The organism is Streptococcus sp. SK140, assembly GCF_000259525.1.
Lineage (GTDB): Bacteria > Bacillota > Bacilli > Lactobacillales > Streptococcaceae > Streptococcus.
In genome coordinates this window covers 1-14821 of the sequence record NZ_AJML01000037.1, presented here as the reverse complement: position 1 = coordinate 14821, position 14821 = coordinate 1, and the positions used below count along the sequence as shown (strand labels likewise).

13 protein-coding genes are annotated in these 14821 nt (G+C 40.4%); all 13 read right to left on the bottom strand.

The genetic code is table 11. The features are described from left to right. Window positions 1-113 precede the first annotated feature (113 nt). Window positions 114-2546 (bottom strand): ATP-dependent Clp protease ATP-binding subunit, encoded by a 2433-nt coding sequence (locus tag HMPREF1116_RS09480; protein ID WP_000877639.1) that lies wholly within the window; start codon window positions 2544-2546, stop codon window positions 114-116. A gap of 6 nt (window positions 2547-2552) precedes the next feature. Next, window positions 2553-3011 (bottom strand): CtsR family transcriptional regulator, encoded by a 459-nt coding sequence (locus HMPREF1116_RS09475; RefSeq protein WP_001237459.1) that lies wholly within the window; start codon window positions 3009-3011, stop codon window positions 2553-2555. Window positions 3012-3126: 115 nt separating this feature from the next. Next, window positions 3127-3855: an ABC transporter ATP-binding protein gene (locus HMPREF1116_RS09470; protein ID WP_000136196.1), complete on the bottom strand. Its 729-nt coding sequence runs from the start codon at window positions 3853-3855 to the stop codon at window positions 3127-3129. Continuing rightward, window positions 3855-4862, bottom strand: a complete 1008-nt coding sequence (locus tag HMPREF1116_RS09465) for an ABC transporter substrate-binding protein (RefSeq protein ID WP_000754525.1) — start codon at window positions 4860-4862, stop codon at window positions 3855-3857. Before HMPREF1116_RS09465 ends, HMPREF1116_RS09470 begins: the two co-directional genes overlap by 1 nt. A 34-nt stretch (window positions 4863-4896) precedes the next feature. Further along, the gene (locus HMPREF1116_RS09460) at window positions 4897-5655 is read right to left on the bottom strand and encodes an ABC transporter permease (protein WP_007555765.1); all 759 of its coding nucleotides are present in this window, start codon (window positions 5653-5655) and stop codon (window positions 4897-4899) included. Then, complete coding sequence (locus HMPREF1116_RS09455) at window positions 5618-5908, bottom strand: thiamine-binding protein (RefSeq protein WP_000647654.1); 291 nt, start codon at window positions 5906-5908, stop codon at window positions 5618-5620. Before HMPREF1116_RS09455 ends, HMPREF1116_RS09460 begins: the two co-directional genes overlap by 38 nt. A 286-nt stretch (window positions 5909-6194) precedes the next feature. Beyond that, window positions 6195-7727, bottom strand: coding sequence for a cardiolipin synthase (cls, locus tag HMPREF1116_RS09450; protein ID WP_000537232.1), 1533 nt, complete (start codon window positions 7725-7727; stop codon window positions 6195-6197). 171 nt (window positions 7728-7898) lie between these two features. Continuing rightward, on the bottom strand, window positions 7899-8843 hold the full coding sequence (locus HMPREF1116_RS09445; protein ID WP_000141188.1) for a 3-oxoacyl-[acyl-carrier-protein] synthase III C-terminal domain-containing protein: 945 nt from the start codon (window positions 8841-8843) through the stop codon (window positions 7899-7901). A 14-nt stretch (window positions 8844-8857) separates the two neighbouring features. After that, entirely contained in the window at window positions 8858-10120 is a 1263-nt protein-coding gene (locus HMPREF1116_RS09440; RefSeq protein WP_000724371.1) for a F390 synthetase-related protein, read from the bottom strand. Continuing rightward, window positions 10098-10913 (bottom strand): MBL fold metallo-hydrolase, encoded by an 816-nt coding sequence (locus tag HMPREF1116_RS09435; RefSeq protein ID WP_000034638.1) that lies wholly within the window; start codon window positions 10911-10913, stop codon window positions 10098-10100. Before HMPREF1116_RS09435 ends, HMPREF1116_RS09440 begins: the two co-directional genes overlap by 23 nt. Next, window positions 10888-11868, bottom strand: a complete 981-nt coding sequence (locus HMPREF1116_RS09430; protein WP_025171299.1) for an NAD-dependent epimerase/dehydratase family protein — start codon at window positions 11866-11868, stop codon at window positions 10888-10890. Before HMPREF1116_RS09430 ends, HMPREF1116_RS09435 begins: the two co-directional genes overlap by 26 nt. Continuing rightward, a complete protein-coding gene (locus HMPREF1116_RS09425; protein ID WP_000721287.1) occupies window positions 11868-13139 on the bottom strand; it encodes a nucleotide disphospho-sugar-binding domain-containing protein in 1272 nt (423 codons plus the stop codon). The genes HMPREF1116_RS09430 and HMPREF1116_RS09425 overlap by 1 nt, the downstream gene beginning before the upstream one ends. Before the next feature lie 184 nt (window positions 13140-13323). Then, window positions 13324-14475, bottom strand: coding sequence for an iron-containing alcohol dehydrogenase (locus HMPREF1116_RS09420; RefSeq protein WP_000190386.1), 1152 nt, complete (start codon window positions 14473-14475; stop codon window positions 13324-13326). Between the last annotated feature and the right edge of the window lie 346 nt (window positions 14476-14821).

Genomic DNA, 14821 nt, shown 5'->3' with positions numbered 1-14821 from the left:
GATCAGTAGCATTCTGTTTTGAAAGCCTTAAAATAAATGCACACTCCAAGTAGCTATTTGGGCAACAACTTTTCAAAAAAGAGGCTGAAACAATCTGTTCCAACCTCACAATTTTAAACAATTTCAAATTTTAATTGACCAGCTTTGACACCAATTTTCAGAGTCTTGCCAGCTTCCAATTCACCTTTAAGGAGAAGCTCTGCTAGCTTGTCTTCTACTTCCGTTTGCAAAGTTCTACGAAGTGGACGAGCCCCCATCTCTGGATCATAGCCTTGCTGAGCTAGAAGTTTAAGGGCAGATGCTTGGAGTTTCAAGTCAATTCCTTTTTCTGCTAGGCTTGCAATCAATGGTTTGACCATAATCTTAACTACTTCCTGCATATCTTGACTTGACAAGCTATGGAAGACTACCTTCTCATCAATACGGTTGATAAACTCTGGACGATAAGCCTTTTTCAGCTCCTCAAACATACGTTTTTCCATATTTTCTTGGTCAAAACGAATATCCTTAGCTCCAAATCCAACTGTTTTATCATCACGAAGGGCTGTTGCACCAAGGTTTGACGTCATGATAATAATGGTGTTTGAGAAATCAACCTTGCGACCTTTACTATCTGTCAAGACACCATCATCCAAAACCTGTAAGAGTACATTAAAGATGTCTGGGTGCGCCTTTTCTACCTCGTCAAAGAGAAGTACTGAGTACGGTTTATTGCGAACCTTCTCGGTCAACTCTCCACCTTCTTCGTAACCCACATAACCTGGAGGAGCTCCGTTGAGACGGCTAGCTGCAAATTTCTCCATATACTCACTCATGTCAAAACGGATAAGGGCTGATTCGTCATCAAAGAGGACTTCTGCCAAAGCCTTAGCCAATTCGGTCTTACCAACACCTGTTGGTCCTAGGAACATGAAGGATCCGATTGGACGTTTATGACTACGAATACCAGATTGATTACGGCGAATAGCACGACTGATACTAGATACAGCCTGTTCCTGTCCGATCACACGTTTATGCAGTTCAGCTTCAAGGTTGAGATACTTCTTGGCATCCGTTTGTGTCAATTTTTGAACAGGAATTCCTGATAAGCGACTCAAGGTGGTCAAAATATCAGATTCTTCTACTACATCTTTATAAACAGGTACTTCCTGCTCTTTTGCAATGAGTTGAGCTGCTTGCTTCCATTTTCCATCCATCAAGGCCTTATCAGCTGGTGTTAAACCTGACTCTTCTTGTTTAGCGTGTTTCGATTTATTTTGCACTGTTGCTGCCGCTTCATCCAAAAGATCGATTGCTGAGTCTGGTAAATGACGACTCGTCAAATAACGATGTGCCATTTTGACAGCTGTTTCGACTGCATCGTCTGTAATTTGGACATGGTGGTGTTTCTCATAAGTTGCTTTCAAGCCCTGCAAAATAGCCATACTATCTGCTAAACTTGGCTCCTCAATCATCACCTTTGCAAAGCGACGAGAAAGGGCTGCGTCTTTTTCGATGTGCTTTTGATACTCTTCCTGAGTAGTCGCACCGACAGTTCTCAGAGTTCCACGCGCCAAGGCAGGTTTTAGGATATTGGCCGCATCCAAGGTCGAATCAATCCCACTTCCTGAACCCATAATGGTATGCAGCTCATCGATAAAGAGGATGACCTTGCCATCTTCCTCAATATCTTTGATGATGTTGTTCATACGTTCTTCAAAGTCACCACGGAAACGAGTTCCCGCAACCACATTCATCAAATCAAGCTCTAAAACTCGCATTTTAGCCATCTCAGTTGGTACATCTCCGTTGGCAATACGTTGCGCAAGACCAAGTGCCAAAGCTGTTTTACCCACACCCGCATCTCCAACCAGGACAGGATTGTTTTTAGTTTTACGACTCAGAATTTGAATCATACGAGAGATTTCTTGGTCACGCCCGATGACTGGTTCCAATTTACCTGAGCGAGCTTGCTCCGTAAGGTCATGCGTATAATCTTCCAAACCTCCACTTGGTGTCTGAGGCATGCCCATCATATTAGCCATAGAATTTTGCTTATCCGCTACCGTACGATGACGCTGGCGAAGGGCCTTCAAATCTTCTCTAGTCCAACCAGCACGCGCTTCAAGACTACGACGAAGTCCAGCAATCTTGACCTGATCCTTCTGATCTTCGTAAGAAAATCCCGCTTTTTCTAGAATGCGAGTAGCTAAGGCATTGCCATCATGTAAGATAGCATAAAGCACGTGCTCTGTTCCTAAAACCTTGGCATGCACAACAGAAGCTACATGCTCTGCTTCCAACAACAATACCTTCAAACGGTGTGAAAAAGGCAACTCCTGATAATTTTCCTTATCGCTATACTTTGTTTCAGTCAGCTCTACAGCAACTTCCTCCAGACGATCAATCTCATAGGGAAATTCATTTAAAGTCGCCCCAGCTACACTGTAACTATGATTGGCCATAGCAATCAATAGGTGCCAAGACTCTAGGTATTCTGCCCCAAAATGACTTGCGACCAGAAAGGCACTGTCTATACATTCTTTCAATGCTTTTGAATATTTCATTTAGTTCTATTTTCCTTTTCTATCTACCTCTTGTAATAACTGTCGGAGCATATTGGCACGGATAAGATTGGCATCCTCACCTAAAACCCGATCTGTCGCCATCGCTAGTAATAGATTCATCTCCTGACGAGTCACTAAATCCTGTTCAAACAAGAGTCTTAAAACATCTTCAAAGATAACTAGGCTGACTTCTTCGCCCACCGAATACAGTAAATCGCGGAGCATTTCATGGTGGTTTGAGAATTCAATCCGTCCTATACGAATGTAGCCACCACCACCACGCTTACTTTCAACCAAGTATCCCCTGCTTTCTGTAAAACGAGTCTTAATCACATAGTTAATCTGACTAGGAACAACCTGGAAAGTATCTGCCAACTGACTCCGTTGCAACTCCACAATACCAGATTGATCTAAAATTGCCTTGATGTAGGCCTCAATATGATCTGATGTATTTTTAAGTCTCATAACAAACCCACCTCTCTTTAAACCTTGACTATCTTTGACTATTATACCGAAATTTTTTCATTTTTAAAAGAAAAAGGGGCTGGTAATGAATAATCCTCACCAACTCCCTATCTTTCTACTTATCTAAGCCTAATTCTGCCAAGATTTGACGTTTGTAGGCAATTTTTTGGACTTCCTTGTCCTCGTCTTCAGACCAATCTAGTTTAATTTCTGAAACAATCTGCCCAGGGCGATTTTTCAAGATATAGATACGGTCGCTAAGGTTAAGGGCTTCCTCTATACTATGCGTAATGATGAGTGTCGTCAGGCCTAGCTGTTTATGAATATCAAGATACCAGGCATGAAGTTCCATTTTGGTCATCTCATCCAAGGCACTAAAGGCCTCATCTAAAAGAAAGAGCTTGTGCCCAAAAAGGTAAGTGCGGAGTAAGGCCACACGCTGGCGCATCCCACCACTAAGCTCATGAGGATACTTATCCCGTACAGCCGTCAACTGAAAGGTAGCAAGGATTTCATCTGCACGGGCAATGGCTTCTGCCTTATCCACCTTTTGGATCAAGAGGGGCAAGATGATATTTCCTAGCACAGTCTTGTGCTCTAGGAGCAGATCCTTTTGTAGCATATAGCTCACGCGCCCCTTAGGATTTTCCTCTCCATCAAGAATGATTCGCCCAGACTGGACTTCTAAAATCCCCGCAATCAGGTTAAAGAGGGTAGTCTTTCCTACACCACTGGGGCCTAGGATAGAAACCACTTCACCTGAAGTCACTTGCAGGTTAATATCCTCTAAGATCTTTTCATCATCGTAGGCATAGCTTACGTGTTCTAGTCTAATTTCTGTCATTATTTTACAAATTCATTAGTGAAACCTTTGTCAGTCAAGTCTTCCTTGAGGATTCCATTTTCCTTATCCCATTTGTAGAAGGAATTCCAACGGTCAGCATCAAATTGTCCCCATTTGTCCTTGTCGCTTGCGTATTCTTTTGACAAGTATTTCTGAGATTCGATGACAAAGTCACGTTTATCCTTGAGCTCAGGTGCATTCTTGATGAGGATATCTGCAGCTTCTTCTGGGTGCTCCATAGCGTATTGGTAACCTTTTTTGATGGCTTGAATGACTTTGCGAGCTTCTTCTTTGTTGTCTTTCAGATAATCGTTGTTTGCAATGATAACTGGTGAGTAGTAGTCAAACTCCTTGACATAATCTTTCAAGTACATGAAGTTAGCGTCCACACCTTGAGATTTGGCAAGAATCCCATCCCAACCATAATAAATCCAGGCAGCATCAAAAACGCCATTGGCAATCGGTGTGATTGAGTTTGAGTCGTTGTTTGGTACTTTTTCGACCTTCTCAAAGTCTCCACCCTGAGATTCTACCAAGGTTTTCAGCATAGCAAGCTCAGTTGGGTCATTCCAAGTTCCATATTTCTTACCAACCAAGTCTTTAGGACTGTTAATGTTGTCAGACTTACGAGAGATGATCCCTGATGTGTTGTGCTCAACGATAGCTGCAACTGCTGTAATACCTGCTCCTTTTTCCAATTTCTTAGCCATATAGTCTTGGAAGTACACTGCAAATGGCGCCTTACCATTGATAACCAAGTCAGAAGAGCTTTCTTCAGGTGGCAATTTCAAGTCAACATCCACTCCAGCTTCTTTAAAATAGCCTTTTTCTTTGGCAACATAAAGCCCTGTGTGGTTAGTATTTGGTGTCCAATCTAGGATAAAGTCAATTTTTTTGAGTTCTGCTTCTTTGTTATCCTTAGAAGCAGTTCCTTGGCCGCAGGCCACAAGCAAAATAGCTACAAAAGCTGTTACAATCGTAAAAAACACTTTCCATGTTTTCTTCATTTTTATTTCCTCTTTTCTTTTTCCAAAACGCTCTTTAAGTACGTTTCCATTTAATCACATATTTTTCACTAATATCAACCAACTTCATACCCAAAAGGCTGATCAGCGATACCAGAATAATAATGGCAAACATGGTATCATACTGAAACAGTTTCTTGGACTGAATCATGTAGACACCTAGGCCTTCAAAGCCTCCCAACCACTCAGATACCACTGTTGTGATAAAGGCGTAGGAGACACTAACCCTGAGTCCTGCATAAAAGTAAGGTAGGCTGACAGGGATTTTAAAATGCCAAAGGATTTGCCAAGGATTGGCGCGCATCAAACTAAATAAGGTCAGCATGTCCTTGTCACAATGCCTAAATCCATCCAAAATGCTGACGATGATAGGGAAGGTTGTCGTCAAGATAATCAAGACAATCTTGGGCAAGATTCCGTAACCTAGCCACAAGACCAGTATAGGGGCTATGGCAATGGTTGGTATGGTCTGGACAACTACCATCATAGGGTAAATCAAGTCATTGAGCCAACCCAAACTATCCATAAGGACAGCCATGATACAGGCTATCAAGACACCCAAGACCAAACCGAGCAAAGCTACTCTCAAAGTTGCCCAACTATGGTACCAAAGAAATTCTCTATCACGAACAAAAGACTGAAGAATTTCAAGAGGTGTCGGCAAGATAAACTTTGGTAAGAGTTTTAACAAACCCGCTACCTGCCAAAGAGATAAGACACCCAAAAATCCTAGCAGACTAATATGTCGTCTCATTATATTTTTCAAGTTTCTCATCGATACTTAAAATCTCTCCTACATTTATTTTCACATTGGCAAAAACATTATCTGCCCCTTGACCTGCCACTTCTAGCGCTTCTTTGAGAATGCGCATGAGTTGTTCAAAGTCTCCCTCTAAGACCGTTTCAAAGGGGGTCACTACCATGGTAACTCCTTGAGCTTGCAGGTAAGCAATGACTTGATCGATAAGGGCTATGCGGTCAATCCCTTGTGACAGGGGTAAGATTTGTAAAGCAATGCTTGCTTTCATTAAAACCTCCTTCTAAGTTACAGTTTTTCTTTGTAAAAAAAGAAAAACCTCTTTCATATATGAAAAAGGTGCAAAATTAGGCTAAGTATTCGTTCCCTACGCTGGCATTACCCAGATCAGGTGCGGTCGAAGTTTAACACTTCCTCTCAGACTGTACACAGACTCCCATATATTATATGGACATATGATAACGCAAAATAAACAAGATGTCAAGGAAACTGCTTACAGAAAAAGAGACGGCAAACCTTCTCTTTCTCTAATTATACAGATGAACTAGCTCTTTCAATTAAAGCATAGGGGCGAATAACTGAGCTACTTCTTTGATTAATGTTTGATACCAAGTAGGCTTGATTGTTCCAGGAAAAATTTCTTGCGATACTTCAAAAATCTCTTCAAAGTCCTTACGAATAGCTGCAATAGACGGTGTTTCGTACAATAAAACTGCATTTTCATAGTGGTGAACCAAGCTGCGATAATCAAGATTTATGGTTCCAACAACCGCAAATCGATCATCAACAATCATTTGCTTACTATGGATAAAACCAGGAGTATACTCGTAGATACGTACACCAGCAGACAAAAGATTAGGATAAGACCCTCGAGTTACTAACTGGATGAGCTTTTTATCTGGGATAAATGGAGTTATAATTCTCACATCTACGCCTCGCATAGCCGCATTTTTGATATCCTCTGTCAAATCATAATCAATAATGAGATAAGGCGTGGTGATATAGACAAAATCTTCCGCTTGATTAATCAGATTTTGATAGACGATTTTACCCACCTTCATCTGGTAGATTGGTTTTGGCCCACTACCATATGGAATACATAGACCGCCACCTGGTCGTGTCTGATTTTCCAAATGATACTGATCAAAGTCACTGATTTCTCCACGGTTGATATACCAGTTCATGAGAAATAGTCTTGTAAAGGCTTGAGTCGCCGGACCATCGATACGAATTCCACTATCCTTCCAATGTCCAAAACGTTCAATCTGATTGATGTATTCGTCTGCAAGATTAATCCCGCCAGTATAGGAAATCTGCCCATCAATGACTAATATTTTTCGGTGGTCACGGTTATTATAGGCCACCGTCATACGAGGAATCACCTTATTAAACTTATGAGCATCGATCCCTTTAGACCGCAAATGAACCGTATAATCTCCCGGCAAGGTCACCATACAACCAATATCGTCGTAGAGCATCTTGACCTCAACTCCCTGAGCTGCCTTTTCTTCCAGAATCTCAAGAATGCTATCCCACATCAATCCCTCTTCGACAATGTAGTATTCTAGAAAAATAAATTTTTTAGCTCTCTTTAGATCCTCCAGCATCTGTTGCCACATTTTCTCACCATTTGCAAAGAATTGTGAGTCTGTCTGATCATAAACTTCTGCATTACTGTCCATATGCAATAAGGCATTGATAATTCCGTAAGCAGATTTATCAGTTTCCTGTATATCTTGATGAAGACTATGTTCGCCCTTTTCATGAGATGCGATAGAACGAAGTTCCTGTAATTGTTTAAATTCCTTTTTTGATAACCGACGCTCACCAAACATGATATAAAGCAAGGGACCAAAAACAGGGACAAAAGTAACAATCAACCAAGTCACCTTGCTCTCTGGCGACATGGAACGATTGACAATCGCTATAACGGTTGCTATGCTGATCAGAAACACAAGAATGACCCAAACAAGTGGAGCAATCTGGCTCATGTAAAGAATAATTCCAAAAATAACAAATAATTCTATCAGGATAATCGCAATACTAAAGCCATACTTGGACATCAATAGTCGAAATTTTCTAGTCCCCATATCTCCCTCTCAACTTCTAAGTATACTCCCTCATATACTATCTGAAAACGCTTATTACCTTCTAGTATACTTAGTTTCATAAAACTTATCAAGCTTTTTCTGTATAGGCCGATAGTTCTACGTTTAAAATTAATTTAAAAAGCAGGCCACTTATATGTGCCTGCTCTCGTTTTACAATTTCAAAGCCAACATATTGACCGTCATACCAGCTGCAGTTCCCATCAAGAAGATGGTATCTCCTTCCTTCACATAGCCATGATCGAGTGCATAGGCCAAGCCAAAAGGTACCGCAACGGAAACCATATTTCCATACTCACTGACAATATTGAGATACTTGTCTTTACTAACTCCTAGTTTATCCATAACAAGTGGTAATGCTCGGCTAGCTTGGTGTGGAATAATATAGTCTACAGCATCTTTAGAAATACCTGATTTCTCTTGGAATTCTTGAAACATTTCTGGAATGACACGAGCAGAAAGCAAGAGGATCTTCTTCCCTTTCATATCAAACATGAAATTGGTCTTCGTTTCTTCAGAGTACTCTTTTGGTTGATAAGAAGTCAGACCTCCACGGATTTCAGTATCGTGGGCTCCCTCTGACCAAGTGCGTTGAAGGCTTGCTATCACTCCCTTATCCTTGTCACTTGCTTGGAAAATAAAGGCTGCCGCCCCATCACCAAAGAGTTCATAACTTTCTTTTTGCTTTGGATTGAGACCCAAGCTACCGACTTCACTGGAAACAATTAAGACACGACGATATTCTCCTGCTTCAATCAAATGTGACATCGTTGATAAAGCAGATATGAAACTTGTACAAGTCGTGTTGATATCCATAGCTGGTATAGAGAGCCCTTTTGCCACGCGCTCATGGATCAAAGCTGCCGTACATGGAATAGGCTGAACACCTACCGCGCTAGCTGATACAAGGCAATCAATGTCTTTAATACTTAAGTTTGCATTTTCAAGTGCACGTTGGATAGCCGCTTCTGCCAAATCTAGCTGTGTTTCTTCATTTTCTACGACACGGTAACGGGTTTGGTCTTTAAATTGCACTGTATTTTTTGGAAGGTAAGCTCCATAGCCTGCAATTTCTACATGTCTTTTCACTTCTGTCATAATCTTTTGTCCTTTCATAAACGTTGGATACGTTTGAGCTTACGACTTGTATCCCAGTGATAATCTGAAAATCGAATTTCAGGTACTTTAAACTCTTTTTGTTGAGCCAGGAGTTGGAACTGCTCTGTAATTGCTGTTTCCAATTGCTCATCCCTTCGACTCAGACAAACTTCTACTAACTTTTCAGAATGCTGTTTAACTTGGTAATCTCCGACATTTTCCACAAAGAGAATGCAACGCCTGATAAAGTCAGGATAAATCGTGACCTGACCTCCATCCAGCCCTTCAAAGTAGAAGATGTCATCAGAGCGACCTTCAACCTTATCAATCCTTGTATAATAAGACCCACATGAACAAGGTTCAGGATTTTCAACCAAGATATCGTTGAGCTGATAGCGATAAACAGGCTGACTGCTCCGCTTAAAATCAGTAATGACTGGATAAAAACGTCGGTCGTCCAAGTAGTGCTTTTCCACAAAGATGATGTCTTCATTAAGATGCAGATTCCCAGCTGAGCACGTACAAGCTAGAAAACCTTCTGTGGCTTGATAGACCTGGTCAATAACTGGTAGTGAAAAGGCTTCTGCGATCCGTTTCCTATCACTATCTTCCAAGATTTCAGCTACTGAAACGATTTTTTGTGGGCGAATGACTAACTCTCCAGCTTTTAGACGCTTGCTCAATTCAATCAACATCGAAGCAGGCGCCACCACAATGGTCGGTTGATAATTGTTGAGGCGCTCGATATGCTCATCAGTATTCTTGAAAATATCAAAGTACTCTAAACGAATAAGCGCCGTATTGATGGTCTGATAGAGTTCATTATCCGCTCTGAGGAAAAAGGCTATGCGGTGCCCCAAAAGGTGACCTTTAGGCAACATCTTTGCCAAGATAGCTGCTGCCCACATACTTCTCTCTTTTTCAGTTGTGATAAAGAGTCCCCGGTGTCCAGATGTCCCAGAAGACAACCCAACAGCTATTTCTCCCTTGAGCTCTGTAAAATTCCTGGTCTTTTCACTTTCGATAGCCAAAGCCAAGGCCTCATCTCGATCCACTCCTTGAGTATTGAGCTCATTGAAATGCGTCATCATAAAAGCTTTATCCATATGGTCAAAGTCGTGAGGCACACCATTTTTAAAATAAGGTGATTCACGTTTTAGAAATTCCATATAGGCATCTAGTTGCTTTTTCTGATAGCTTTCTAAGGCTTCTCGAGACTTAAAATTATGAAGCCAACGAGTCTGGATAAAAGTTTTAAGAAAGGTTATTTTTTTCATACAAAATCCGCTCAATCCTTTCTATAGGGTCATGGCTGACAAGCGCTTCTATACCATCATTTAACACCTCTTCCAGCAACTCTGTTCCTTTGATATAGTCAGCCTTACTATCTTGAACCAAGGAAGGAATCAGATGCATCTGCTTTGTATAGGGTAAGAGGTCAATTCCCCAACAAAGATCCGCTGCGATAAAGAGATGATAATCTGGAATAAAGAGACAGGCTTGCCCCTTAGCATGCCCATCAATAGAAGCTACCAGGATACTTCCATCTCCAAAAAGATCCTTGGTGGAACGATAAGAAAAGTTGGAGTTTTGCTGATCTGCCTTGATGACTGTCAATCTTTCCTCGAAGTCACTCGGCAAAAATTCTTTAAAAATTAAATCTTTTAGTTTTGGTTTCTTGTAAACATCATACACTTCCTGGGTTAGAATAAAGGTTGCGTTCGGAAAGAAGCTAGCCCCTCCTAAATGATCTGGATGTAGATGAGACAGCAGGACATAATTAATTTCTTCTGGCTTGATTCCTTTAGCCTTCAGCAAATGCGAAATCTGATCCTGCTCTGTCATTTGAACGGGCGTCCCCAAGCGATATAAAGCATATCTTAGTTTTGTCTTAATATCGTAGTGATAGCCCGTATCATAGAGCAAATAACCTATATCCCTATGCTTGATAAGGAAAACTCCTGCAGGGAAGGTCATCTTTCTATTCTTGACACCTTTAAAGAGCAAACCGGCATAACTCGTACAATATCCCGCTGGGAAATACTCAATGCTTTCGATAATCTTGGACATATTGTTCAATCCCTTCTGAAATACTAATTTTAGGACGATACCCCAATTCCCTCTCAGCCTTGCTAATATCTAGAGTTTGACTATAACGAAGTAGATAATAGGTATATCGGGTTAAAGGCGGTTCCCCTTTCAGATTCAAGAACTTGTAAAGAAACTCTAAACTACTTGCAATTCCTGCTAATAGAGATGCTGGAATTTTTCTATATTTGATTTGGTAACCCAAACCTTTCAAACTTTCCTCTAGCAAATCCCTAAAAGCCCTCGGTTCGCCATTAGTAATGTTATAGACCTCACCTTTTGCTTCTGGGACTTCTAAGGCTAAACGAATTGCGAGAGCAACATTTTCCACGCAAGTCATGTCCATGAGCTGACGCCCATCTCCAATTAAGGGAATACCAATTTTTTGACTAAGATTGATCACCCGTGGCAAGATGCTGGTATCTCCAATCCCAAACAGTCCCCGAGGCCTCAAGATAATACTAGGAACATCTGGATAATCTTTAAAGAGTCTCTCCGAAGCCAATTTACTACGTATATAATTATTGAGATTATTTTCCTCTGGAGCATCATTTTCTTTGATAGCCAACTGATCCTTAGGTGCAGCATAGATACTTGGCGAAGATACATAGACTAAGCGCTGCATACCTACTTGACGACATGCTTCGAGAACATATTTAGTTCCTAAAACATTAGCCTGATAAAAATCTTCCCAAGGACCCCAAACTGTTGACAGGGCTCCCGCATGAACAACCAGATCCATCCCCTTGCAAGCCTCTAGCACATCATTAGCTTTGGTCAAATCCCCCTGAAAAAAACTGACAGAAGAGTCTTCCAAGGATTGCCCTACCTGACTATTTCTACCAAAGGCTCTTACTTGATAACCATGCTCTACTAGTTCTTCTACTACATATTTACCCAAGAAACCAGTGGCTCCTGTAACTAATACTTTTTTCATCATTCTTTCTCCTTATCTGCTAACAGACGGTGGATTTCGCTTTCCAAAATTTCTGTTGGATGATAGGATTGTGTAGCCTGGCGTAAAATTTCTAATTCTGACCAATCTTCTTTAGCAATTAATTTCTCAAAGGCTAAGCCAATCGCTCTCGTATCCTCTTTATTAGCAGTCAGTGCAACACCCGCTTCCACACCACGAACGGCATAATCAAATTGGTCGTAGTCATGAGGCAAAATCAAAGCTGGTTTACCATAAATGATACACTGATAAAAAATTCCAGCTCCACCATGATGAATCACATAATCCATCTGAGGAATGTATTCTTTGTAAGGAAGATAAGAAACAAGGGACAGATTCTCCATCAGATTCTCACACTGAAAAGGTTCTCCACCAACTCCACGAGTCACAAAAAAGTGAAAATCAGGATGCGCTTTGGCTAGTTGCTTCGCTTGAAAGATTAGATTATCTTTGGCCCATGCCAGTTGTGTCCCACAAGTAACCAAAACCTTTTTTCGATTAGGGAAAACCGATAAATCTAATGGATAATCCTCTCCAGCCTCTACTGAAGCACCTGAAGGTCCCACCCATTTATAGTGTTTTGGGAATCCCTTTTTTAACTCTACTTCTTTCATCCCTATACCAAGGATTGAATATGGAGAATAAATAGTCTCTTGGTCCAGCTGATTATAGAGTCTAAAATTATATCTCTTTAAACGATCACGAAACGAAAAAGACACAATCCGTTTCACTAACCGAGTTCCCTTTCTACCTAAAAATTGTACCGCAGCCTGCCAGGCATTCTTGGGACTCCCCATTCCACCAATTAGACATGGTGGGCCATCAGTAGTCTCTAAAACAAATTGTGTAGCCATGGTAGTGATCCAAGGAATACCAAGCTGATTAGCTATAAGGCCACCAGACAGAGTTATAAAATCAGCAATAACAATATCTGGACGATTCTTTTGCCACTCTTTCATTAATTGATCAGAAACTAAATTAATTAAATCAATACTAGCAGAAAGTTGATGATAGGCCGATAATATTCCTAATTGTTCAGAGTTATTTGCTGCCTTCTCAAACTCCTCAATATGACCTTCAAGTATAGTAACAACATTAAAACCTGCAGCCTCAGCAACAGTTTTTTTCTGGGGGCCTGTAAATAAACGTATCTCATACTGAGGATTGTCTAATAGAGGTAGTAATAAATTCATAGTTGGATACAAATGTCCACTCAAAGGAACAATCACAACATCGATTTTGATTTTCTTCATAATCCTAGCATATCAAATTTTCCAAAAAAGAACTATCACGAGGATAGTTCTTCTTAAATATTATTGGCTTTAAATCATAGGAATAGTATTTGATTTCCTCATACATTATTTGAATAATCGGGAGGAATTCATAATGTAAGAATCTTAAATTTACTATCCCACAAGGGCTCTGAAGTAGCTTTCCTTAGAACAATTCCTTATAGAAAGCAATGGTTTCTTCCAAAGTTGGCATGAATGGATTACCTGGTGCACAAGCATCAATCAAGGCATTCTTAGAAAGGTATTCAAAGTCAAAGTCTTTTTCTTCGATACCAAGTTCTGTCAATTTCTTAGGAATACCGACAGTTTCAGAAAGTTTTTCAATCTCAGAAATAGCATAAGCAGCACATTCTTCATCTGATTTTCCTTCAATTTGCATTCCCAAGGCTTTCGCAACATTACGGAAGGCTACAGGTACACGTTTGGCATTTTCACGCTCAACGACTGGCAAAAGCATAGCACAGCACACGCCATGAGGTAAGTTATAGACAGCCCCCAATTGGTGAGCCATTGAGTGAACATAGCCGAGTCCAGCATTGTTAAAGCTCATTCCTCCAAGGAAGATAGCATTAACCATACCTTCACGAGCTTCAATATCGTGACCATTTTCTACTGCACGTGGAAGATATTCTTTGATTAGCTCAATCGCTCCGATAGAAAGTTTCTTAGTCACATCATAAGCACCTGGTGTTACCAAAGCTTCAACGGCGTGAGTAAGAGCATCCATACCAGTAGCCGCAGTCAAAGCTTGAGGTTTTGAAACCATCAATTCAGGGTCATTAACAGAGATAAGGGCAAGACTGTTTTTATCCACCATTACCATTTTAACCTTACGTTCTTCATCAGTGATAACGTAGTTAATGGTAATTTCTGCTGATGTACCTGCAGTAGTATTGATAGCTACAACAGGAAGACCTTTTTGAGCAGACTTATGCAAACCTTCATAATCCTGTGGTTTACCACCATTCGTCGCGATTACAGAAATACAGCTAGCTGCATCCTGGGGAGAGCCACCACCGACCGAGATGATAAAGTCACAGTTGTGCTCTTTCAAAGCAGCAACCCCATCCATAACATTTTTACAAGTAGGGTTGGGTTCAACATCACTAAAGATAACGTAAGCAATCCCTTCATCATCTAAAGGTTTTAAAATTTTTGGCAAGATATCACTTGATTCGATAAACTTATCTGTCACCAAAAGAGCCTTACTGTAACCCAACTCCTTAACATAAGGCCCAACTTCATTTACCATACCTTTACCAATAAGGTTAACTGCTGGAACGTAAAATGTTGCCATATTTTATCCTCCTTGCGTTTTTCACGCTATATATTTGGGTTAATTATATAATATATTTTCTGTATTTTCAAATATTTGTGATTTTTTTAACAAAAAGAATGTTTAAAAATATTTAAACAAAGTTTTATAAGGAAAAGATAATCAGAAAAATTTGAGGTGGACTATTTTAGGCTCTATAATATTTGTAGTGGGTAAATCCCCTATGGATATTATGAAGCCTATTTTTGTGTAGAAAAAAAGTCCCATAAGATCTATCATGAAAAGCGACCAAACCATCATTAGAAAGAATCATATGGAACAATTAAATTTTATCACAAACTTACTCGGAATTAAAGACAAGAACATC

Bases quoted from the DNA above. Each gene is read 5' to 3' on its own strand.
- HMPREF1116_RS09455 (WP_000647654.1), bottom strand. From the start codon at position 5,908: ATGAAAGCAAGCATTGCTTTACAAATCTTACCCCTGTCACAAGGGATT.
- HMPREF1116_RS09440 (WP_000724371.1), bottom strand. From the start codon at position 10,120: ATGAAAAAAATAACCTTTCTTAAAACTTTTATCCAGACTCGTTGGCTT.
- HMPREF1116_RS09435 (WP_000034638.1), bottom strand. From the start codon at position 10,913: ATGTCCAAGATTATCGAAAGCATTGAGTATTTCCCAGCGGGATATTGT.
- HMPREF1116_RS09470 (WP_000136196.1), bottom strand. From the start codon at position 3,855: ATGACAGAAATTAGACTAGAACACGTAAGCTATGCCTACGATGATGAA.
- HMPREF1116_RS09425 (WP_000721287.1), bottom strand. From the start codon at position 13,139: ATGAAGAAAATCAAAATCGATGTTGTGATTGTTCCTTTGAGTGGACAT.
- HMPREF1116_RS09460 (WP_007555765.1), bottom strand. From the start codon at position 5,655: ATGAGAAACTTGAAAAATATAATGAGACGACATATTAGTCTGCTAGGA.
- HMPREF1116_RS09430 (WP_025171299.1), bottom strand. From the start codon at position 11,868: ATGAAAAAAGTATTAGTTACAGGAGCCACTGGTTTCTTGGGTAAATAT.
- HMPREF1116_RS09475 (WP_001237459.1), bottom strand. From the start codon at position 3,011: ATGAGACTTAAAAATACATCAGATCATATTGAGGCCTACATCAAGGCA.
- HMPREF1116_RS09420 (WP_000190386.1), bottom strand. From the start codon at position 14,475: ATGGCAACATTTTACGTTCCAGCAGTTAACCTTATTGGTAAAGGTATG.
- HMPREF1116_RS09480 (WP_000877639.1), bottom strand. From the start codon at position 2,546: ATGAAATATTCAAAAGCATTGAAAGAATGTATAGACAGTGCCTTTCTG.
- cls (WP_000537232.1), bottom strand. From the start codon at position 7,727: ATGGGGACTAGAAAATTTCGACTATTGATGTCCAAGTATGGCTTTAGT.
- HMPREF1116_RS09445 (WP_000141188.1), bottom strand. From the start codon at position 8,843: ATGACAGAAGTGAAAAGACATGTAGAAATTGCAGGCTATGGAGCTTAC.
- HMPREF1116_RS09465 (WP_000754525.1), bottom strand. From the start codon at position 4,862: ATGAAGAAAACATGGAAAGTGTTTTTTACGATTGTAACAGCTTTTGTA.